Consider the following 22,080-nt stretch of genomic DNA (forward strand, 5'->3'; position numbering starts at 1 on the left):
CCCGATGAATGCCCTGAGCCTCGTGCCCATGTTCCTGGTCGGCCTGGCCGGCAGCGTGCACTGCATCGGCATGTGCGGCGGCATCGTCGGCGCCCTGTCGATCAGCGGCGGCACTGCGCCCGCCCGCCCCGTGATCGCCATCGCCGTGGCGCGCCCCGCATTGCAGACCAGCGTGCAATCGAACGTGCTGCGCGTGCTGGCCTACAACGGCGGGCGCATCGCCAGCTACATGCTGGCCGGCGCCCTGGCCGGCAGCCTGGCGGGCGCCGGCATGCTGCACCTGGCGTCCCTGCAGGTGGCCGGCTACTGGCTGGCCAACCTGATGCTCGTCGCCCTGGGCCTGTACCTGATGGATGCCTGGCGCGGCCTGGCGCACCTGGAAGCGGCCGGCAACGTGATCTGGCGCCGCGTGCGCCCCCTGTTGAAGCCGCTGATGCCGATGGATACGCCGTTCAAGGCGCTGGCCGTGGGCGGCCTGTGGGGCTGGGTGCCGTGCGGCATGGTCTACAGCGCCCTGCTGACGGCCATGATGCAAGGCTCGGCCCTGAACGGCGCGGCCGCCATGGCCGCCTTCGGCCTGGGCACCCTGCCCACCCTGCTGGGCATGGGCTTGCTGGGCACGCGCCTGCGCGCGCAGATGCAGCGCCGTCCCGTGCGCATCGCCAGCGGCTTGCTGGTGCTGGGCTTTGGCGTGCTGGGCCTGCTGCGCGCCGCCAACGGCGTGTCGCTGGGCTGGCTCGACGCCCTGTGCGTCACGGGCCATCCATGAAAAGACGCATGAAAACAACCCCATGAATGCTGTTCTAAAACCCTCCGCCTGCTTCCATTGCGGCTTGCCCGTCCCCGTCGGCTCCAGCTGGCTCGTCACCATCGACGACGTGCCGCGCACCATGTGCTGCCCCGGCTGCGAAGCGGTGGCGCAAACCATCGTCGACATCGGCCAGAGCGCGTATTACCGCGACCGCGACGAATATGCCGTCAACGCGGCCGACGCCACCCTGGTGCCGCCCGAGCTGCGCCTGTACAGCAATGACGACGCGCAATTCGCGCGCGACGCCAGCAGTTGCGAGGCGACCCTGTCCGTCGAAGGCATCCGCTGCGCCGCCTGCGTCTGGCTGATCGAGCGCCAGCTGACGCGTTTGCCCGGCGTGCAGGCGGCCAGCCTGAACGTCGCCACGGAGCGCCTGTACGTGCGCTGGAGCCGCGCCGAATGCGAACCGGGCGACATCCTGCAAGCCGTGCGCCAGGTCGGCTACACGGCCTATCCGTATGATGCCGTGCGCCATGGCGAGCGCCTGCAAAAGGCCAGCAAGACCCTGGGCCGCCAGTTGTTCGTCGCCGGCCTGTCGATGATGCAGGTGATGATGTACGTGGCGCCCGCCTACCTGGCCGAGGATGGCACCCTGGATGACAATATGGCCAGCCTGATGCGCTGGGCCAGTTTGCTGCTGACCTTGCCCGCCATCTGCTATTCGGCCATGCCCTTCTTCCAGGGCGCCTGGGCCAGTTTGCGCGCGCGCACCCTGGGCATGGACGTGCCCGTGGCGCTGGGCATCCTGGCGGCCTTCTTCGGCAGCGTGGTGGCGACCTTTACGGGCCGCGGCGAGGTGTATTACGACTCGGCCACGATGTTCATCTTCCTGCTGCTGTGCAGCCGCTATTTCGAGCTGCAGGCGCGCCGCAAGGCCGCCTCGGCCCTCGAGCGCCTGCAGCACGCCTTGCCCGCGTCCGCGTCGCTGATGGCGGGCTTCCCCGACGACCGCGCCACCACCCTGGTGCCGGCCGGCAGCCTGGCCGTCGGCGACGTCATTTTAGTCAAACCGGGCGAGGCGATCGCCGCCGACAGCGTCATCATCGAAGGCACGAGCGCGCTCGATTTATCGCTGCTGACGGGCGAGAGCGCGGCGCAACGGAGAAAAACGGGGGAACGGGTGCCGGGCGGGGCGATCAACGCCAGCGCGGCGCTTATCTTGCGCGTGCTCAAACCGGCGCGCGAAAGCACCCTGTCCGACCTGTTGAAACTGATCGAGCGGGCCGGCAGCGGCAAGCCGCAGATCGCCCAATGGGCCGACAAGGTCGCCGCCTGGTTCGTGCTGGGCTTGCTGCTGTTTGCCATCGCCGTGTTCGCCTTCTGGAGCTGGCATGACCCGTCGCAAGCGTGGCCCGTGGCCATCGCCGTGCTGGTCGTGTCCTGTCCCTGCGCGCTGTCTCTCGCCACGCCGACGGCGCTGGCGGCCGCCACCGACAGCCTGCTGCGGCGCGGCGTGCTGATCGTCCAGCCGCATGTGCTGGAAACCTTGCACCGCGCCACCCACATCGTCTTCGACAAGACGGGCACCCTGACCCTGGGCCGGCCCGTGCTGCGGCAAACCGAGGGGCTCGGCAGCATGGGCGAGGACGCTTGCCTGCAGGTGGCCGCCGCGCTGGAAGCGGGCAGCGCCCATCCGCTGGCGCAGGCCATCCTGGCAGCGGCAGAGGGCTTGCCAGGACAGCCGCCGCGCGCGCATGCGGAACAATTGCAGGAAGTGCAAGGCCAGGGTCTGGAGGGCATCGTCGACGGCGTGCGCTACCGCCTGGGCAATGCGGCCTTTGTCGCCGCCCTCGCCGGGCCGCCGCTGGGCGACACGGCCGTCGGCATGCAGGGCATGACGCCGCTGTACCTGGGCACGCAGGGGCGCTGGCTGACGCGCTTTTTACTCAGCGACGCGTTGCGCCCGGAAGCGGCTGACGTCGTCGCGTATTTCCACCGGCGCGGCAAGCAAGTCGTGCTGCTCAGCGGCGACCAGGAAGCGCTGACGCAAAGCGTGGCGACGGAACTGGGCATCAACACGGCGTGCGGCGAATGCCTGCCCGATGAAAAGCTCGATTTCGTCCAGCAATTGCAGGCCACGGGCGCCGTGGTGGCGATGGTCGGCGACGGCATCAACGACGCCGCCGTGCTGAGCGGCGCCGACGTGTCCTTCGCCATGGGTTCCGGCGCCGCGCTGGCGCAGGCGCATGCGGACACGGTGCTGCTGTCGAGCCAACTGGTTTCCGTGCTCGACACGGCGAAAACGGCGGCGCGCAGCATGCGCATCATCCGCGAAAACCTGGGCTGGGCAACCCTGTACAATCTGACGGCCATCCCGGCCGCCGCGCTGGGTTTCCTCAACCCCTGGCTGTCCGGTGTCGGCATGGCTGCCAGCTCGGCCGTCGTCATCGCCAACGCCCTGCGCCTGCGGAAAGTCTAATGGAAGCTCTCTACCTCCTCATCCCCTTAAGCGTCGTGGTCGTCTTCATCGCCCTGTGGGTGTATTTCACGGCCTCGGACAGCGGCCAGTTCGACGACCTCGTCGGACCTGGCCTGCGCGTGCTGCAGGACGACGATACGCCGGCCAAGCCGGCGCCCGGCGAACCGCCGGCCTGACTTTTTCCCACGCAATACGCTGACGCCCGCCAGCGCCGGCAAGCGTCTTTTGACACAGGTCAAGCAGCGCTTGCAGGGATCTTGCATGGCTTTTTTGATCGAAATATCACTTTATTTCGATGCCACTTCGCTACGCTTATTTCATCCGGGGAATTTTGATCCACATCAAAGTTTTTTCCCGGTCAAACACTTACTCTCTGGCCACCATCATAAATAGTAATTCCAGGGAGAGTCTTTGTGGATCAATCGCTGAACTATAACTACAAGATCGTGAAGCAATTCGCGGTCGCTACTGTGGTATGGGGCATCATCGGCATGCTGGTTGGCGTTATCATCGCCGCTCAGCTGGCCTGGCCTGCCCTGAACCTCGACATACCATGGCTGACATACGGACGCTTGCGTCCGCTGCACACGAATGCGGTGATTTTCGCCTTCGGCATCTGCGGCCTGTTCGCTACTTCGTACTACGTTGTACAACGCACCTGCCAGGTGCGCCTGTTTTCCGACAAACTGGCCGCCTTCACGTTCTGGGGCTGGCAAGCGGTGATCCTGTGCGCCGTCGTCACCCTGCCCTTGGGCATGACACGCGGCAAGGAATACGCGGAACTGGAATGGCCTATCGCCATCCTCATCGCCGTCGTCTGGATCGCCTACGCCATCGTTTTCTTCGGCACCTTGATCAAGCGCAAGGTCAAGCACATCTACGTGGCCAACTGGTTCTTCGGCGCCTACATCCTGGCCGTGACGATTCTGCACGTGGTCAATGGCGCCGTCATGCCAGCCTCGTTCACCAAGTCGTATTCCGCGTATGCGGGCGTGCAGGACGCCATGATCCAGTGGTGGTACGGCCATAACGCGGTGGGTTTCATCCTGACCGCCGGCTACCTGGGCATGGTGTACTACTTCATCCCGAAACAGGCCGAGCGCCCCGTGTACTCGTACCGTTTGTCGATCGTCCACTTCTGGGCGCTGATCTTCACCTACATGTGGGCGGGCCCGCATCACCTGCACTACACGGCATTGCCTGACTGGACGCAATCGATCGGCATGGTCTTCTCGCTGGTCCTCCTGGCACCAAGCTGGGGCGGCATGATCAACGGCATCATGACCCTGTCGGGCGCCTGGCACAAGCTGCGTACCGATCCGATCCTGAAATTCATGATCGTTTCGCTGTCGTTCTACGGCATCGCCACCTTCGAAGGTCCGATGATGTCGATCAAGACCATCAACTCGCTGTCGCACTACACCGACTGGACCGTTGCCCACGTGCATGCGGGCGCCCTGGGCTGGGTGGGCTTCATCACCATGGGTTCGATCTACTACCTGCTGCCGCGCCTGGCGGGCCGCACGCAGATGCACAGCACGCGCCTGGTCGACGTGCACTTCTGGGTGGCCACCATCGGCATCGTGCTGTACATCGCGGCAATGTGGATCGCCGGCGTGATGCAGGGCCTGATGTGGCGCGCGGTCAATCCGGACGGCACCCTGACCTACACCTTTGTCGAGAGCGTGAAAGCGACGTATCCGTACTACGTGGTGCGCGTGGCCGGTGGCCTGCTGTACCTGTCGGGTATGTGCATCATGGGCTACAACACCTGGATGACTCTGCGCGGCAGCAAACTCCCCGTCGCCCGCATTCCGGAACTGAACGCGGCGCACGCCTGATAGGAGCGAAAGCAAATGAAATTTTCACATGCATGGATTGAAAGAAACCCCTGGCTGCTGATCGCCCTGGTCACGGTGGTGATCAGCATCGGCGGCGCCGTCGAGATCGTTCCCCTGTTCTTCCAGAAGAGCACGACGGAGCCCGTCGCCGGCCTGAAACCGTACTCGCCGCTGCGCCTGGCGGGCCGCGACATTTACGTGCGCGAAGGCTGCTACAACTGCCACTCGCAGATGGTGCGTCCGCTACGCGCGGAAACGGAACGCTATGGCCACTATTCGGTTGCCGGCGAATTCGTCTACGACCGTCCATTCCAGTGGGGTTCCAAGCGCACGGGACCCGACCTGGCCCGCGTGGGCGCGCGCTACAGCGACGAATGGCACCGCACGCACTTGAACAACCCGCGCGACGTGGTGCCCGAGTCGAACATGCCGTCCTACCCCTGGCTGGCGAAGACCAAGCTGGTGCCTGACGACATCATGCCGAAGATGCGCGCCCTGAAACGCCTGGGCCAGCCGTACAGCGATGAAGAGATCGCCGCCGGCCCCGCGCAGCTGCAGGACAAGACGGAAGAAGACGCCCTGGTCGCCTATCTGCAAGGCCTCGGTACATTAATCAAAACAAGGAATTAGCATGGCAATCGAAAACCTGTTTGACAGCGCCAGCAGCGTCATGACGGTGGTTTCCTTTACGACGTTCGTGGGCATCCTGTGGTGGACGTTCAGCCGCAGCAACAGCGACTTCGACGCGGCAGCCCGCCTGCCGTTCGCCGACGACGCGCTCGACTATCCGGCCGAAGCCGAAATGACCCTGGCGAAGGAGCATAACCATGGCTGACTTTACCAATGGCTTCTGGAATATCTACATCATCGTGCTGTCCCTGCTGGGCATCATCGGCTGCGGCGTGCTGCTGTACTCGCAGTCGAAAATCAAAGTGGTCGAGGGCGCCCCTGCCGACGGCACCACGGGCCACGTCTGGGACGAGGACTTGAAGGAACTCAATACGCCGATGCCGCGCTGGTGGATGTGGTTGTTCTACATCACCATCGTCTTCTCGCTGGCCTACCTGTTCCTGTATCCGGGCCTGGGCAACTATGCCGGCAGCCTGGGCTGGAAATCGACGGGCCAGTACGAGGAAGAGCTGAAGAAGGCGGAAGCCGACTACGGTCCCCTGTTCAACAAGTACCTGAGCCAGGACTTGAAGACGGTGGCCGCCGATCCGCAGGCGCAAGCCATCGGCCAGCGCCTGTTCCTGACCTACTGCGCGCAATGCCACGGTTCGGATGCGCGCGGCAACAAGGGCTTCCCCAACCTGACGGACAAGGACTGGCTGTATGGCGGCGAACCCGACATCATCAAGACCACCATCATGCACGGCCGCAATGGGCAAATGCCACCGATGGGCGCTGCCCTGGGCTCCGAAAAGGATGTCGAGAACGTGGCCCATTATGTGCTGAGCCTGTCCGGCTCGACCTCGGATCCCGTCAAGTCCGTGCTGGGCAAGGCCAAGTTCGGCGCCTGCATGGCCTGTCATGGCGCCGATGCCAAGGGTAACCAGATGCTCGGCGCGCCAAACCTGACGGACAAGACCTGGCTGTACGGCGGCAGCGCCGACACCATCATGGAAACCGTACGCAAGGGACGCAGCAACACCATGCCGGCCTTCAGCGATTTCCTCGGCGAATCCAAGGTACACGTGCTGTCGGCGTATGTCTGGAGCCTGTCGAATCCGCAGGCACCCGCAAAGTAAAAATGGAACCTCAAGTCATCAAGATGTATGCGGCCCGCGAGCAAATCTACCCTCGCGAGGCCAAAGGACGCTACGCTACCTGGCGATGGGTATGCGTATGGCTTACCCAGCTCGCGTTCTACGGCTTGCCGTGGTTGACCTGGAATGGCAGGCAAGCCCTGCTGTTCGATTTGACCACGCGCAAGTTCTACATTTTCGGCGTCGTGCTGTGGCCCCAGGATTTCATCTATCTGGCGGCCCTGCTGATCATCTGTGCGTATTTGTTGTTCCTCGTCACGGCCATTGCCGGGCGGGTGTGGTGCGGGTTCTCTTGCCCGCAAACGGTATACACGGAAATTTTCCTGTGGGTCGAACGCCGCATCGAGGGCACGCGCAGCGCGCGCATGGCCCTCGACAAGCAGGGCCCCTCCGTGCGCAAGGCGTTCAAGAAGACGGCCAAGCACCTGGTATGGGGCGCCATCGCCCTGTGGACGGGCTTTACCTTTGTCGGCTACTTCACGCCGATCAAGGAACTGGCGCAGTCGGTGACCACGCTGAACTTCGGTCCCTGGGAATGGTTCTGGGTATTGTTCTACAGTCTGGCAACCTACGGCAACGCGGGCTGGCTGCGCGAGCAGGTGTGCAAATACATGTGCCCCTACGCGCGCTTCCAGAGCGCCATGTTCGACCAGGACACCCTGATCATCACCTACGATGCCAAGCGCGGCGAACCACGTGGCGCCATGAGCAAGAAGGCCGGCAACAACGACAAGCTGGGCGATTGCATCGACTGTACCCTGTGCGTGCAGGTGTGTCCGACCGGCATCGATATCCGTAACGGCCTGCAGTATGAATGCATCGGTTGCGCCGCTTGCGTCGATGCCTGCAACAGCGTGATGGACAAGGTCGACCGGCCACGGGGACTGGTACGCTACAGTACCGACCATGCGATGGAAAACAACTTCAATTCGAAGCAGATACGCCAGCGCGCCATGCGCCCGCGCGTCTTGATCTACACTTCCATCCTGGCCCTGATCATCATCGCCGTGTGTACTTCGCTGGCCCTGCGCACGCCCCTGAAAATGGACGTGATCCGCGACCGCGGTTCCATGGGACGCGAAGTGGAAGACGGCATGATCGAAAACGTCTACCGCCTGCAGATCATGAACACATCGGAGCAAAGCCAGCATTTCAAAATCAGCGCTTCCGGCTTGCCGGGCCTGACCTTGCTGACGCGCGAAGAAGTGACCTTGCAGCCGACGGAAACGCTGGGTTGGCCGATCCGCCTGCGCGTGCCGCACGGCGTGGGAGAGAAGGGCTCGAACAAGATTGCGATCGAATTGCAATCGCTGGACGACCCATCGCTGCATGTGCGTGAAAGCGCGGTATTCATCGTGCCGCGGTAATAGCAGGAAGGCCAGTCCCCGCATGGGGATTGGCCGTTTACACAGGAGAAATACCATGTCCGACAGTCTGAAACTGCAAGCACCCGTTGCACCGTGGTACAAGCATCGCTGGCCATGGCTGCTGATGATCGGCCCCGGCCTGTCCGTGGTCGTCGGCAGCTTCATGGGCTATATCGCGTTTACGCAGCCCGATGCGCTGGTGGTGGGCGATTATTACAAGCAGGGCAAGGCGATCAACCAGGATTTGAAGCGCGACACGATCGCCAGCGACCTGGCGATGGATACGCGCCTGTCGTATGACGTGGCGCAAGCGCGCCTGACCGGTTCCGTGCACAGCTTCGGCAAGGCCTATCAGGCGCCTTTGCAGCTGCACCTAGCGCATGCGACCCTGCCGGAAAAGGATATCAAGGTGCTGGTACAGCCCGATGCGGCCGGCAATTTTTCCGTGGCGCTGCCGATGCTCGAGCGCAGCCGCTGGCAAGTGCTGGTGGAAAACGACAAACGCGAGTGGCGCCTGTCCGGCATCTGGACCTGGCCGCTGCAGCGCAGCATCGCGCTGCATGCGGACGAGGAACTGTAAGTCTTATTTGCAGACGTCCGTGCCGGCCGTAATCGCCTTCAGTTTCGCCGGCTGCAGGATTTCAATTTCCCGGTTGGAGACACGCAGCCAGCCTTCCTTCTTGAACTTCGACAGCAGGCGGCTGACGCTCTCGATGGTCAGGCCCAGGTAGTTGCCGATTTCCTCGCGCGACATGCGCAGCTGGAAATTGCTGCCCGAATAGCCGCGCGCTTCATAGCGCGACGCCAGGTTGACGATGAAGGCGGCAAAGCGCTGCGTCGCCTGCATATTGCCCAGCAACAGCATGACGCTTTGCTCGCGCGTGATTTCCTGGCTCATCATGCGGTGGAAATGGCGCAGCAGGGTCGGCATATTGCCCAGCAATTGTTCCAGGCTGGAAAACGGGATTTCACACACTTCGCTGTCTTCCAGCGCCACCGCATTACAGTGGTGGCGGTCGGCGCTGATGGCGTCCATGCCCAGCAGTTCGCCCGCCATCTGGAAGCCCGTCACCTGCTCTTCGCCGCCCGGATTGATCTGGTACGTCTTGAAATGCCCCAGGCGGATCGCATACAGGTTCTGGAACGAGTCGCCGATGCGGAACAGCGAGGCGCCGCGCACAATCTTGCGGCGGCGGCCTATGATCTGGTCCAGCCTGTCCATGTCGCCCACATCGAGGCCCATCGGCAGGCACAATTGATGCATGCTGCAGGTCGAGCATCGCGCACGCAACGCCTCCACGTTCACGGTGGGCAAGGTTGGAGTGAGTAGCGCTTCAGTCATGTCGGTACCTTTTAGAAAATGCAACAACAAGTTTACTGCATACAGCCGCATACAGGGTTGCCGTATACCAATTTCACCGTAAATTCGGCGAATAAACGACGTCCAGCCTTTAATTATATGGCAACATCGTCAAAAGCCCGTACGGGGCGGGCAATTTGCGCGGCGGCGCTTGCCAAGCTGGGGCATTGATAGGAAAATTCCTGACAGCATTATCTGCCGCCTGTGCCGCCCGGTACTGAAAAGGAAATCATGAAGCCTCTCGGCATTAAAGCAAAAGTCGCGCTGGCCACCAGCCTGACCTCGATCGCCATGATCGCGCTGGTCACCATGATCCAGGTGCAGCACATGCGCGACGACTTCACCCGAGTACTGCTGAGCCAGCAATCGTCCCTGATCACCCGCACCGCTGCCGAGCTCGACGACAAGCTGGGCATGCTGCTGCAGATCGTCACCCTGACGGCCCGACAGCAGCCGCCGGAATTGATCGCCCGGCCCGCCCAATTGCGCGAATACTATTCGCGCCGCTCGATGCTGGTGCTGTTCGATGACGTGCTGGTGCTCGACGCGCATGGCGCCGTCGTGGCCGACATGCCGGAGGTAGCGGGGCGTGCCGGCATCAACGTCGCCGAGCGCGAGTATTTCCAGACCGTCCTGCGCACGCGCCAGCCCATGATCACCGAACCGATGCTGGGCAAGTCGAGCGGCATGCCCATCGTGCAGATGGTGGCGCCCGTGCTGGCCGCCGATGGCCAGGTGGCCGGCGTGGTGATCGGCGTGCTGCGCCTGTACAAGGACAACCTGCTGGGCCGCCTGCGCTCGGAAAAGATCGGCAAGAACGGCTATTACTTCATTCTCACGCGCGGCGCCGTGCCGCGCTACGTGCTGCACCCCGATACCAGCCGCTTGCTGCAACCGCGCAAGCCGAACGCCAACCTGACGACGACCCAGCTGCTGAAGGAAGATGGCGAAGGCAGCATGGTCAGCACCAACAGCCGCGGCATCACGGCCGTCAACAGCTTCAAGCGCCTGAAATCCGTGAACTGGCTGCTGGCCGCCTCGCTCCCCGTCGAGGATGCCTTCGAACCGTTCGATGGCGTGCTGTACCGATTGGTGCTGTGGAGCATCCTCGCCTCGCTGCTGGCCGCCTTCGTGCTGGGCTGGGTCACCGTGCGCCTGCTGTCGCCGCTGGTGCGCCTGCGCGACACCCTGCAAGCCCTGCGCACCAGCGGCAGCCGCTTCACGCCCGTGCCGGTGCAGCAGCGCGACGAGATCGGCGAACTGACGGAAGCGTTCAACGGCCTGATGAGCGAACGCGACCGCCTGCAGCAGGAACTCGAATCGCGCGCGGCGGAGCTGGAACAGGAACGCGACCGGGCCGAGGCGGCCAACCGCGCGAAGAGCGATTTCGTGGCCAACATGAGCCATGAAATCCGCACGCCCCTCAATGCCGTGCTGGGCATGGTGTATTTGCTGGGCAATACCAGGCTCGACACGGAACAGCGCAAGTATCTGACCATGGTCAGAGTGGCGGGCCAGTCGCTGCTGGGCATCCTCAATGACGTGCTCGACTATTCGAAGATCGAGGCGCGGCGCATGGAGTTGTCGCCCGTCGAATTCGACCTCGACGAAGTCATGAATACCCTGGCCACGACGATGACGATGAATGCGGGCGAAAAGGAGCTGGAACTGGCCATCGCCGTCGAGCCCGACGTGCCGCGGCGCCTCGTGGGCGACGCCCAGCGCCTGCAGCAAATCCTCGTCAACCTGGCCGGCAACGCCATCAAGTTCACGGAAAGCGGCGAAGTGGTGGTGGCCGTCAGCCTGGCCGAGAGCGAGAGCGGCCGCGCCTGGCTGCGCTTCGAAGTGCGCGACACGGGCATCGGCATGACGGAACTGCAGCAACAGCAGCTGTTTGCCGCGTTTTCCCAGGGCGACCAGAGCATCACGCGGCGCTTCGGCGGCACGGGCCTGGGCCTGGCCATCAGCAAGCAGCTGATCCACATGATGGGCGGCGACATCGCCGTCGCCAGCAGCGAAGGCAAGGGCAGCCGCTTCTGGTTCAGCGTGCCCTTCGAAATGCTGGCGCAGCCGGCCGAAACGCGGCGCACGCCGGCGCTGGGCCAGCTGCGCCTGCTGGTGGCCGACGACAACCGCACCACGCGCGAACTGATCGTCAAGCTGATCGAGGCATGGGGCTGGCTGGCCGACGAAGTGGACTCCGGCTTTGCCGCCATCGAGCTGTACCGCGAACGCCTGGCGCAGCAGCAACCGTACGACGTGGTGCTGGCCGACTGGCACATGCCCGTCATGGATGGCCTGGCCACGGCCAAGGCCATCCGCCAGGCGGCCAGCGGCCAGCGCCAGCCCATCGTGGTGATGGTCAACGCCTTCGCCCGCAACCACCTGGAAGAAATCTCCAGCGCGGCCGAGGCCGACGTCGTGCTGATGAAGCCGATCACGGGCTCGAGCCTGTTCGACGCCCTGCACCAGGCGCTGATCGCCAAGGACGACGGCGGCGAGCAACGCATGCTGCACCAGCCGCTGGGCACGGAACTGGCCGGCGTGCACTTCCTGCTGGTGGAAGACAACCACCTGAACCAGGCCGTGGCGCGCGGCATCCTCGAACACATGGGTGCCACCCTGGACGTGGTGGGCGACGGCTTGCAAGCCGTGGAACGGCTGCGCACGGAAGCGCTGCGCTACGACATCGTGCTGATGGACATGCAGATGCCCGTCATGGACGGTTTCAGCGCCACCCACATCATCCGCACGGAACTGCGCTTGCACCTGCCCGTGATCGCCATGACGGCGGGCGTGCTGGCGTCCGAGCGCGAGCGCTGCATGACGGCCGGCATCAGCGATTTCATCGCCAAGCCCGTGGTGGTGGAAGAAATGATGGAAGTCATCCTGCGCCACCTGCCCAAGCGCCCGCAAGTGCAGACGGCCGAGCCCGCACACGTCGCCGATGAGGAAGTGTTTTCCATGGCGCCGCTGATGCGCGTGATGGGACGCGATGCGAAGGGGCGCGGCGTGCTGCGGCGCATGGTGGAAGACGCGCTGAACAAGGGCATGACGCCCGTGCACGAGGCCGAAACGGCGTTGCAGGCGGGCCGCCACAGCGACGTGGCACGCATCCTGCACAGCGTGCGCGGCTCCGTCGGCACCCTGGGCACGAAACGCCTGATCCGCGCCGCGTTCGCCACCGAGGAAGCCATCGATGCGGGCCGCCTGGACGAGGTGCCGGCGCTGCTGGCGCACACGGCGCAGGAACTGGAACAGGCGCTGGCGGCGGCGGCGGATTGGTTGTCGCGCCTGCAGGATTAAATCAGGCGGGCACGCCCAGAATCACGCTGGACGCCTTGAAGATGGCCGTCACGTTGCTGCCAAGCTCGATGCCCAGGTCGGTGCTGCTCTGGTTGGTGATGATGGCGGCAATCGTGCCGCCGCGCGGCAAGTCCAGCACCACTTCCGTATTGACGGCGCCCGTCTGCACGCGCGTCACGACCCCGGCCAGCTGGTTGCGCGCGGAAAAGCGCGCGCCCTGGCTGTCCGTCACGAGGATGATGGACGACGCCTTGATCAGCGCAAACGCTTCCGCACCCGGCACCAGGCCCAGGCTCGCGCTGCTGCCCTGCGTGACGATGGCCACGATGTGCTGGCCACCGGGCAATTCCAGGGTGACTTCATCGTTGACGGCGCCCTGTTTCAGTTCGGTCACCTTGCCCAGGAATTGATTGCGTGCCGTGGTTTTCATGGCCATTCTCCGTATGAGTAAAAGATCGTCGGCGATGCCTTCCGCCTGGCTGCCCAGCTGGCGCAGGTAGCGGGCATGCTCGCGCTCGATGATACGGAAATTGTCGACCAGCTGGCGCCCCCTTGGCGTCAGCCGCGTGCCGCCGCCGCCCTTGCCGCCCGTCAAGCGCTCGACCAGCGGTTCGCCGGCCAGGTTGTTCATGGCGTCGATGGCGTCCCAGGCCGCCTTGTAGCTCATCTTCACAAGCTTGGCCGCCTGCGTGATGGAGCCGCACTCGGCGATGGCGCCCAGCAATTCCACCCGGCCGGCGCCGCCCAGGTTTTCTCCGCCCACCGTCATCCATACCGAGCCTTGCAGGCCGATTTCCGCTGCCGCTGATTTATCCAATGCGTTCACCCAATGTCTCTTCCATGCTGTCAATTTGTCCGTCACGCAAGTAAAGCACATGTTCACCCAGAATGCGCGCATCTTCCGGATCATGTGTGATCAGGATCATGGGCACGTCCAGGCGCTGCTGCCACTGGCTCAACTCCAGGCGCATTTTGACACGCAGGGCCGGATCGAGGGCGGCAAACGGCTCGTCGAGCAGCAGCGCGGCCGGTTCGGCCACGAGTGCCCTCGCCAGCGCCACCCTTTGGCGCTGGCCACCGGACAACTCGTCGGGAAACTGGTGCGCCAGTTCCTGCAGGTGGAAGGCGTCGAGCCAATGCTCGACCTTCTGCAATTTTTCGCGCGCGCGCGGATTGAACCAGCCGCGGCGCAGGCCAAAGCCCACGTTCTGGCGCACCGTCAGGTGCGGGAACAGCGCGTAATCCTGGAACAGATAGGCGACATTGCGCTGCTGCGGCGGCAAATTGATGCCGGCGGCGGAATCGAACAGGGTGCGCCCGTTCAGGCGGATATGGCCCGCCTCAGGCGTGAAGAGGCCGGCAATGGCTTTCAGGGTCATGCTCTTGCCGGCGCCGGACGGGCCATACATGGCGATGCGCTGGCTGCTGGAGGTGCATTGCACCTGCAGGTCGAAGCGGCGTTTGCCGGAGCGCAAGGTGGCGCGGAGGTCGAGGTCGAGTTGCATAGGCGTCATCATCTGCGTCATTTGTGCGCGATGCGTCCGGGCGCCAGGCGGCCCGCCGACAGCAGCACCACGATGCAGACCAGGGAGATAATCAGCACCAGCGTATTGGCCACCTCATCCTGGCCCGCCTGCACGGCTTCAAACACGGCCACCGACAGGGTCTGCGTCTTGCCGGGGATGCTGCCGGCCACCATCAGGGTGGCACCGAACTCGCCCAGCGCGCGCACGAAGCCCAGCAGCACGCCGGCGAGGATGCCGCGCCAGGCCAGCGGCAAGGTCACGCGGAAAAAGATCGCCATTTCCGAGATGCCCAGCACGCGGGCCGCCTGCTCCAGCTGGCCGTCGACCGCTTCGAAGGCGGCGCGCGCGGGCTTGAAGACGAGGGGAAAGGCGACCACCGTGGAGGCGATCACGGCGCCCTGCCACGTAAAGATGAGGTTGATGCCGAAGTTATCCTGCAGCCAGATGCCCATCGTGCCGCGCCGGCCCAGCAGCACCAGCAGGTAATAGCCGAGCACGGTGGGCGGCATCACCATCGGCAGGGTCATGAGGGCGTCGAGCAGCTCGCGCCCGGGAAAACGCGTGCGCGCCAGCACATAGCCCGTACCGATGCCGAGCAGCAAATTGAGCGCCGTGGCCCACGCCGCCACCTTGAGCGACAGGGCCAGCGCGGTCCAGGCGATATCCATGCGCGTCCGTTTACCTTATGGCTTCTTGAAACCGTACTTGGCGAGGATGGCTTGCGCCGGCGCCGTCTGCAGGTAGCTGACGAAGCGCTTCGCTTCAGCCTGGTTGGCGCTGTCCTTGATGGTGGCGATCGGGTACAGCACGGGCGCGTCCAATGGCACGTCCAGCACCACGTTCACCTTGTCTTTCATGATGGCCGCGTCGGTGGCATAGACAAAGCCCGCATCGACTTCGCCGCGCGCCACGTAGTCGAGCGACTGGCGCACGTTCTGCGTGCCGATGGCCTTGGGCTGCACGGCGTCCCACAGCTTCGCCTTCTTCAGCGCGCCTTCGGAGTAACGGCCGACGGGCACGCTGGCCGGATTGGCGATGGCCACGCGGGTCACGCTCTTGTGCGTCAGGTCGCTCAAGTTCTTGATGCCCAGCTTGCTATCGTGCGGCACGATCAGCACCAGGCTGTTGCCGACGAAATCCATGCGGTCGGCCGGCAGGACGAAGCCCTGCTTTTGCGCCGCATCCATGGTTTCCTGGTCCGCCGAGGCAAACACGTCCACGGGCGCGCCCTTGACGATCTGTTGCAGCAGCACGCCCGAGGCGGCGAAGTTCAGGGACACCTTGCTGCCCGGATACTGCGCCTCGTAGCTCTGCGCCGCATCCTTGAACGCATTCGTCAGGCTGGCCGCGGCCGACACCACCACTTCACCGGCAAGGGCGGAGGTGGCGGCGGTGGCCAGCAGGGCGGTGCCAAGCAGGCGGGCGAGGGAGGTGAGGCGCATGATCGTATCCTTGTAAAGTGAACGGTGAACAAGGAGCGTAATATACACTTATATATAGCGTTCTGCCATTGCATGGGTCAAGGCAATGCCAATGACATTGACAGGCGGGAATGGGCGGACTATTTTTAACAAGAGACAACTATCCACTACTTTCCAGGGGTAAACGATGGGATACGCAGCGCTACTGCTTGGCCCCCTGATGCTCCTGGCGGTCATTCTTCTGGCATTGCTCATCGAGAGGCGGCATCCCCTGCAGCAACAGCCTTCGGGGGCGTCGCGCTTCAATCTTGCGTATATGCTCATCTATGCCGCCAGCGGCGCCATGCTGGCCCCGCTCACGGCCATCGTCACGGTACAGCTTGTCAATGCGGCTGGCGGCGGGCTCATCAATCTAGCCTCTTCAGGCTGGATGCTGGCGCCGGCCTTCCTCGCGTATGCCCTGACCATGGATTTTCTGGAATACGTCTTTCATCGCGTGCAACACCGCGTACCTGCCATGTGGGCCATGCATTCCTTCCATCACAGCGATACGGCCATGAATGCCAGCACAACGACGCGGCACTATTGGGCCGAAGCGGGCATCAAGGCACTCAGTATCTATCTGCTGGCGGGGATCTTATTCAAGACCAATATGGTGATTCTGGGAATGTACGGGATACTGAGCTTGTATCATGTTTTCCCGCACATGAATGTCCGGGTCGGCTTTGGCCGTTACTGGATGCTGTGCAATTCACCGCAGTACCATCGCGTTCATCACTCGGTGCAAGCCGAGCATTTCAACTGCAATTTCGCGGGGCTGTTCCCCGTCTTCGACTGGCTGTTCGGCACCCACCATATTCCCCGCGCGGGAGAATATCCCCCGACGGGCCTGGACACGGGCAAGGCGCCGGGCACCTTGCTCGATGCGCTGACGTGGCCAGTGCGCAGCAAGGCCCCGTCCATCCCCTAGACGCGCACCGCCGCCGCCTCGTCGCGCCGCGCATACTTTTGCGCGATCACGGCGCAAATCATCAGCTGAATCTGGTGGAACAGCATCAGCGGCAAGATCACCATGCCCAGCGAACGCGTGGAAAACAGCACCTTGGCCATGGGCACGCCGCTGGCCAGGCTTTTCTTCGAGGCGCAAAAGACGATGGCGATTTCATCTTCCTTGTTGAAACCCAGGCGGCGGCTGACAAAGGTCGAAATACCCAGCACCAGCGCCAGCAGCAGCAGGCTGATCAGGCCCAGGGCCACCAGCGTTTCCACCGAAATCGTATACCACAGGCCTTCGCTGACGGCTTCGCTGAAGGCCGTATAGACCACCAGCAAGATCGAACCCTGGTCGACGTACTTCAGGGTGGCCTTGTGGCGGTCGACCCAGCGGCCGATCCAGCGGCGCAGGAACTGGCCGGCCAGGAAGGGCAGCAGCAGTTGCAGGACGATGGACAGCACGGCGTCCACCGACGACTTGCTTTCCGCGCCCTTGGCCACCAGCAAGCCCACCAGGATGGGGGCGAGGAAAATGCCGATGAAGTTCGAGGCCGAAGCGCTGCAGATGGCGGCCGGCACGTTGCCGCGCGCCATGGCGGTCATGGCAATGGAAGACTGCACGGTGGACGGCAAGGCGCACAGGAACAAGATGCCCATGTACAGGTCAGGCGTCAGGAAGGTCAGCGCCAGCGGGCGCAATGCCAGGCCCAGCAGAGGAAACAGGACAAAGGTGCTGGCCAGCACCAGCAAGTGCAGGCGCCAGTGCATGGCGCCTGCCACCACGGCTTCGCGCGACAGCTTGGCGCCGTGCAGGAAGAACAGGGCGCCGATGGCGACGGTGGTGATATTGCCGAAGACCACGGCCGTCTGGCCCGTGCAGGGCAGAAACGTGGCCAGCGCCACGGTGACGAGCAGGGCGATGGTGAAGTTATCGGGTTTCAGATTGCGCAACAGGGCAGCGGGAGAAAAAGAAGACATGCGGTAGCCTGGTAACGGCGCAGCCTTGCAACAGAATGCTGTGCCGGAGATGACAAACAGCGCCGGGAGCGGCGCCAGTGCTGGCTATTCTACTTGTATTTCCCGGCTCCTTGCCTGGCGGCATCGGCATGGCTGGCCGGGTCAAACCGTGCGGACAAAAAAATGCCCTGTCCGCAGACAGGGCAACCCGGAGTAAAGTACAGCGCGAGGGCTTAGCCGGCGGCTTTGACTTTCAGCTCGTTCTTGATTTCTTTCACGCCGCTCACGGAAGCGACGATCTGCACGACGCGGTCACCCGCTTCGGCGCTCGGCACGTCGCCCGACAGGACGACCACACCTTGCTGGGTTGCTACCTTGACGGGCAGGGCAGCGGCTTGCGCATCGGCGCTCAGGGCGGCCTTGGCCGAGGAAGTGATGGTTTCATCAGGGACGGCAGCGGCGGCGTTGGCGGCCACGACGGTGTCAGCAGGAGCTTGTGCTTTTGGTGCGGAGTCAGCGGCATGCGAAGCGGTGATCGAGGCGCCCGACAGTACGATAGCGGCAACCAGGGTATTGAACAGTTTCGATGTTTGCATGGTAGTTCCTCTCAATGAAGTTAAAAGCTTCTTACTTGGATAAAGCAACACTTTGAAGCGTCACATCTACCCATACAGCAAGCACCGTGCCAGCTTTTAATTTCCATTCAAAATCAAGGACTTAGCTTTAGACTCGATTTTTCCTGCCCGTTTCGCGGCGTTCCGGGCCGAAAATCCGGGCTTTTTGTCGCCTGACAGCGACAGCCTGTGGCAACAATATCAATGTTTTACAATAAGTCGTTGATTATTAATACTTTATTTTTGTCGCTATTCAGCGACAGGGTCGCCTTCGCCGCGGAACAGGGCCGGCGTCAGCTCGTATTTCTGCAATAAACGGTAGAACTCCGTGCGGTTGCGGTCGGCCAGGCGGGCCGCGTCAGCCACGTTGCCGTCCGTCAGGCGCAACAGCTGGATCAGGTAGTCGCGCTCGAAGCGCTGCTTCGCTTCGTTGTAGCTGAGCGCTTCCAGCGACGGCACGCGCAAGGCCCGCTGCACCAGGGACAAGGGCACCAGCGGCGCCGTGGCCAGCGCGCACACTTGCTCGACGACATTGACCAGCTGGCGCACATTGCCGGGCCAAGGCGCCGCCACCAGGGCAGTCAAGGCGTCGGGCGCGAAGCCGTTCAGGGGTTTCTCATACTTGGCCGCCAGCTTCTGCAGGAAATGATTCGCCAGCAAGGCGATGTCTTCGCGGCGCTCGGCCAGCGGCGGCAGGGTCAAGGTCACGACATTGAGCCGGTAATACAAGTCTTCGCGGAATTGCCCCTCGGCCATCGCCACGTCCAGGTCGCGGTGCGTGGCGGACAACAGCCGCACGTCCACCGGACGCGTCTGGTCGGCGCCCACGGGGCGCACGGCCCGCTCCTGCAGCACGCGCAGCAATTTCACCTGCAGCGGCAGCGGCATGTCACCGATCTCGTCCAGGAACAGGGTGCCGCCATCGGCCGCCTGGAACAAGCCTTCGCGGTTGCCCACGGCGCCCGTAAACGAGCCTTTGACGTGACCGAACAGTTCCGATTCCAGCAGCTGCTCGGGAATGGCGCCGCAGTTGACGGCGATAAACGGCGCCTTGGCGCGGCGGCTGGCGTTGTGCAGCGCGCGTGCCAGCAATTCCTTGCCCGTGCCGCTGGGGCCGCGGATCAGGATGCTGGCGTCGGACCCGGCCACCAGCTTGGCTTCGGCCAGCAGCTCGGCCATCTGCGCGCTGCGGCTGATCAGCTCGGCACGCCAACTCTCGTCGCCGGACGCGGGCGTCGGCATGACGGTAGACAAGTTGATGGCATACGCCACTTTTTCCATCAGCAGCTTGCCGTCGAACGGTTTCGTCAGGTAGGCAAACGCGCCGCGCGCCGTCGCGTCGACGGCGTCGGGAATGGTGCCGTGGGCTGTCAGCAAAATGACGGGCAGGGCCGCATGCTGGCGGCGGATTTCATCGAACAGGGCCAGGCCGTCGCGGCCCGGCAATTGCACGTCGGTAATAACCAGGGCGGGCAATTCCACGGCCAGGCGCGCCAGCGCCGCTTCCGCACTGCCCACGGCCGTCACGCGATAGTTGCCCGCCTTCAAGCGGATGGTCAGCAGGCGCAACAGATCGGGATCGTCGTCGACCAGCAAGATGTGGGCGTGCTCGCTCATTTCGGCGCTCCCGCGGCGGGGCGCACGGACAGGCTGCGTTCGATGTTTTTCAGCGCTTCCAGCTTTTCATTGAGCTGGTCGATGCGGCGCTGGGCGTCGCGCAGCTGCGTGTTGAGCTTGTCGATGCTGTCTTCCTGGCGGCGCAGCTCCCCGTACTGGCTGCTGAGCATTTGCACCAGCGGCGCCAGCAGTTGCGCATCCTTGCCCGTGGCCGTCAGCAACGGCTCGAGCAGCGCCTGCGCGCGGGCCAGGTCGCCCGTGCCGCGCACCGTCGCTTGCAGCATGGCGCGGCGGATGGTGTTGGGCGGCGCGTGATCGGCCTTCGCCAGGTCCAGCTGCGCTTTGACCAGTTCCGACGGCGTCATCAGGCGCAAGGCGCTTTGATACGCCAGCAGTTCCGCCAGCTGGGGATCGGCTACCACCACCACGCGCGGCGGCGTCTGCACCAGCACGGGCGTCTGGGTGGGGGGCTTGGCGGCGCAAGCGCCCAATAGCAGCGCGCAGGCGGCCATGCCGGCCAGGGGAATTCTCGTCATCATAAGGGCAGTTCTATCCGAAAATGCGCGCCGGCGGGGCGCGGTAAAAGAGTGACGCTGCCATCGTGGGCGGCGATATATTCGCGCACGATGGACAGGCCGATGCCATTGCCGTTGCGCGCGCCGGCCGCCTGGCGCACGCCCTGGTAAAACGGCTCGAAGATGCGCGCGGCATCCTCGGGCGCCACGCCGGCGCCTTCGTCGGTGCAATCGATGCGCACGCGGCCACCTTCGCCAGACAGGGTGAAACGCACGGTGCCGCCTTCCGGGCTGAAACGCACGGCATTCGACAGCAGGTTCGCCAGGGCCGTGGCCAGCTTGTCGCGGTCGGCCTGCACGATCAGCGACGCGCCCTGCACCTCGACCGTCAAACGGCGCGCCAGCCATTGCAGGCGCTGCCCGGCCACCACATCTTGCAGCAAGACCAGCAAGTCCACCTTGCTGCGCGCCAAATGCTGGGCGTCAAAAGCGGCGGTATTGTAGCGCAGCAAGTCTTCGATCTGGGTTTGCAGGGACGCCGTGTTTTGCTGCAGGATGCCGGCGATTTCGCGCTGGCCGTCGCTGAGCTTGCCCGCCACCTCGTCTTCCAGCAAGGCCACGCCTTCGCGCAGGGCCGCCAGCGGGGTTTTCAGCTCATGCGAGATGTGGCGCAAAAAACGTTCCTTGTCGGCATCGAGATCGGCCAGGCGCTGGCGCAGCCAGTCGAGCTGCTGGCCCAGGCGGCGCGTGTCGGCCGGGCCGCCGACGACGATGGGCTGGTCATAGCGCTTGTCGCCCAGGCGCTCGATGGCCGTCTCGATGCGGCGCAGCGGGCGCGACAACAGAAAGCCGAAGCAGGTGGCCAGCACGGCCGCCAGCAGCACGGCGCCGCCCACCAGCACGCCCAGCAGGCGGCGCTGGCGTTCCAGCTCGGCCAGCAGGGCGTCGTTGCGGCTGCCGATTTCCGTCTTGCTTTCGCGCGCCAGGCTGTCATTGATCTGCGTCATGCGGGCAAATGCGCGGTACACGACGGCGTGGCCATCGCGCTTGCGGCGCTTACCCGCTTGCAAGACTTCCCACGCCGCTTGCGCCTGCACCGTCCATTCGTCGGCCAGTTGCGGGGCGAACTCGGGCGTGGCCCGGTTCAGCACTTGCAGCGCCGCCGTCGCTTCGTCGCGGGCCGCCGCGTAGCGCTCGCGGAAGACGGGATCGTCGAGCACGAGGAATTGCCGTGCGCTGCGCTCCATGGCCAGCGTGCGCTCGGACAGGCGCTGCGACTGTTCCGTCAAGGCAATCGCCTGCGCCGCCGTCTCGCGCCCCAGCCGCGCCAGGTGTTCCAGGGTCAGCAGGGCTTGCACGGAGGTGGCCGTCAAAATGCCCGTCGTCAAAATGAAGGCGGCAAATAGCAGTTGGCGAAATGAAAGTCGGGACAAGGTGGGCGCCTTCGGTTCAGTCTGGAGTGCAAAAGGCGCATGGTACGCTAAGCGTTCATCGCGGGGCGCCACCTGTCAAAAAATAGCCTATCTGACAATGTTATTGCTTTTGCGATCGGCAAGCAAGCCACGGC

The 22,080-nt window shown here is 63.9% G+C and carries 21 protein-coding genes; 11 read left to right on the forward strand and 10 right to left on the reverse strand.

Features of this window, described 5'->3' with window-relative positions; genetic code table 11:
• Positions 1-4: 4 nt before the first annotated feature.
• The 9 genes from O3301_RS11500 (at position 5) to O3301_RS11540 (ending at position 8,784) form a co-directional block, all read left to right on the forward strand.
• Positions 5-769, forward strand: coding sequence for a sulfite exporter TauE/SafE family protein (locus O3301_RS11500; RefSeq protein WP_305056431.1), 765 nt, complete (start codon positions 5-7; stop codon positions 767-769).
• Between the two features lie 22 nt (positions 770-791).
• Complete coding sequence (locus O3301_RS11505) at positions 792-3,230, forward strand: heavy metal translocating P-type ATPase (protein ID WP_305056432.1); 2,439 nt, start codon at positions 792-794, stop codon at positions 3,228-3,230.
• On the forward strand, positions 3,230-3,406 hold the full coding sequence (gene ccoS / locus O3301_RS11510) for a cbb3-type cytochrome oxidase assembly protein CcoS (RefSeq protein WP_251349659.1): 177 nt from the start codon (positions 3,230-3,232) through the stop codon (positions 3,404-3,406). Before O3301_RS11505 ends, ccoS begins: the two co-directional genes overlap by 1 nt.
• Positions 3,407-3,643: 237 nt before the next feature.
• On the forward strand, positions 3,644-5,071 hold the full coding sequence (ccoN, locus tag O3301_RS11515) for a cytochrome-c oxidase, cbb3-type subunit I (protein ID WP_034782722.1): 1,428 nt from the start codon (positions 3,644-3,646) through the stop codon (positions 5,069-5,071).
• 15 nt (positions 5,072-5,086) lie between these two features.
• Complete coding sequence (gene ccoO / locus O3301_RS11520; protein ID WP_070278467.1) at positions 5,087-5,701, forward strand: cytochrome-c oxidase, cbb3-type subunit II; 615 nt, start codon at positions 5,087-5,089, stop codon at positions 5,699-5,701.
• 1 nt (position 5,702) lies between these two features.
• Positions 5,703-5,906 (forward strand): cbb3-type cytochrome c oxidase subunit 3, encoded by a 204-nt coding sequence (locus O3301_RS11525; RefSeq protein ID WP_034782719.1) that lies wholly within the window; start codon positions 5,703-5,705, stop codon positions 5,904-5,906.
• Positions 5,899-6,819 carry a cytochrome-c oxidase, cbb3-type subunit III gene (gene ccoP / locus O3301_RS11530; protein WP_070278469.1) on the forward strand — a complete coding sequence of 307 codons (921 nt, stop codon included), beginning with the start codon at positions 5,899-5,901 and terminating at the stop codon, positions 6,817-6,819. The genes O3301_RS11525 and ccoP overlap by 8 nt, the downstream gene beginning before the upstream one ends.
• A 2-nt stretch (positions 6,820-6,821) precedes the next feature.
• Positions 6,822-8,204 (forward strand): cytochrome c oxidase accessory protein CcoG, encoded by a 1,383-nt coding sequence (ccoG, locus tag O3301_RS11535; RefSeq protein WP_099666002.1) that lies wholly within the window; start codon positions 6,822-6,824, stop codon positions 8,202-8,204.
• Between the two features lie 55 nt (positions 8,205-8,259).
• Complete coding sequence (locus O3301_RS11540; RefSeq protein ID WP_251349655.1) at positions 8,260-8,784, forward strand: FixH family protein; 525 nt, start codon at positions 8,260-8,262, stop codon at positions 8,782-8,784.
• A gap of 3 nt (positions 8,785-8,787) precedes the next feature.
• On the opposite strand, the gene fnr is transcribed toward O3301_RS11540, so the two are convergent.
• Positions 8,788-9,546: a fumarate/nitrate reduction transcriptional regulator Fnr gene (gene fnr, locus O3301_RS11545; protein ID WP_034782711.1), complete on the reverse strand. Its 759-nt coding sequence runs from the start codon at positions 9,544-9,546 to the stop codon at positions 8,788-8,790.
• A gap of 249 nt (positions 9,547-9,795) precedes the next feature.
• On the opposite strand from fnr, the gene O3301_RS11550 reads away from it, so the two are divergent.
• Positions 9,796-12,870, forward strand: coding sequence for a response regulator (locus tag O3301_RS11550; protein ID WP_305056433.1), 3,075 nt, complete (start codon positions 9,796-9,798; stop codon positions 12,868-12,870).
• 1 nt (position 12,871) lies between these two features.
• Here O3301_RS11550 and O3301_RS11555 read toward each other — a convergent pair whose 3' ends face one another.
• From O3301_RS11555 to modA, 4 genes are read right to left on the reverse strand one after another with little or no spacing between them, the layout of a single operon-like run.
• Positions 12,872-13,639: a TOBE domain-containing protein gene (locus tag O3301_RS11555; RefSeq protein WP_099665999.1), complete on the reverse strand. Its 768-nt coding sequence runs from the start codon at positions 13,637-13,639 to the stop codon at positions 12,872-12,874.
• 40 nt (positions 13,640-13,679) lie between these two features.
• Positions 13,680-14,384 (reverse strand): sulfate/molybdate ABC transporter ATP-binding protein, encoded by a 705-nt coding sequence (locus O3301_RS11560; RefSeq protein ID WP_257219068.1) that lies wholly within the window; start codon positions 14,382-14,384, stop codon positions 13,680-13,682.
• An 8-nt stretch (positions 14,385-14,392) separates the two neighbouring features.
• Positions 14,393-15,064 (reverse strand): molybdate ABC transporter permease subunit, encoded by a 672-nt coding sequence (gene modB, locus O3301_RS11565; RefSeq protein WP_099665998.1) that lies wholly within the window; start codon positions 15,062-15,064, stop codon positions 14,393-14,395.
• A gap of 15 nt (positions 15,065-15,079) precedes the next feature.
• Positions 15,080-15,838, reverse strand: a complete 759-nt coding sequence (gene modA, locus O3301_RS11570; RefSeq protein ID WP_099665997.1) for a molybdate ABC transporter substrate-binding protein — start codon at positions 15,836-15,838, stop codon at positions 15,080-15,082.
• Positions 15,839-16,004: 166 nt separating this feature from the next.
• On the opposite strand from modA, the gene O3301_RS11575 reads away from it, so the two are divergent.
• Positions 16,005-16,787, forward strand: a complete 783-nt coding sequence (locus O3301_RS11575) for a sterol desaturase family protein (RefSeq protein ID WP_289899731.1) — start codon at positions 16,005-16,007, stop codon at positions 16,785-16,787.
• Here the strand turns inward: O3301_RS11575 and O3301_RS11580 are convergent.
• The 5 genes from O3301_RS11580 to O3301_RS11600 all read right to left on the reverse strand — a co-directional run bounded on the left by O3301_RS11580 (position 16,784) and on the right by O3301_RS11600 (position 21,946).
• Entirely contained in the window at positions 16,784-17,788 is a 1,005-nt protein-coding gene (locus O3301_RS11580) for a bile acid:sodium symporter family protein (RefSeq protein ID WP_305056434.1), read from the reverse strand. The genes O3301_RS11575 and O3301_RS11580 overlap by 4 nt on opposite strands.
• A gap of 212 nt (positions 17,789-18,000) precedes the next feature.
• Complete coding sequence (locus O3301_RS11585; protein WP_034752546.1) at positions 18,001-18,363, reverse strand: BON domain-containing protein; 363 nt, start codon at positions 18,361-18,363, stop codon at positions 18,001-18,003.
• Positions 18,364-18,630: 267 nt separating this feature from the next.
• Positions 18,631-19,998, reverse strand: coding sequence for a sigma 54-interacting transcriptional regulator (locus tag O3301_RS11590; protein WP_289912607.1), 1,368 nt, complete (start codon positions 19,996-19,998; stop codon positions 18,631-18,633).
• Complete coding sequence (locus tag O3301_RS11595; protein WP_305056435.1) at positions 19,995-20,537, reverse strand: hypothetical protein; 543 nt, start codon at positions 20,535-20,537, stop codon at positions 19,995-19,997. The genes O3301_RS11590 and O3301_RS11595 overlap by 4 nt, the downstream gene beginning before the upstream one ends.
• The gene (locus O3301_RS11600; protein WP_251349647.1) at positions 20,534-21,946 is read right to left on the reverse strand and encodes an ATP-binding protein; all 1,413 of its coding nucleotides are present in this window, start codon (positions 21,944-21,946) and stop codon (positions 20,534-20,536) included. The genes O3301_RS11595 and O3301_RS11600 overlap by 4 nt, the downstream gene beginning before the upstream one ends.
• Positions 21,947-22,080 lie beyond the last annotated feature (134 nt).

The organism is Janthinobacterium sp. SUN211 (assembly GCF_030587315.1).
Taxonomy (GTDB): Bacteria; Pseudomonadota; Gammaproteobacteria; order Burkholderiales; family Burkholderiaceae_D; genus Janthinobacterium; species Janthinobacterium kumbetense.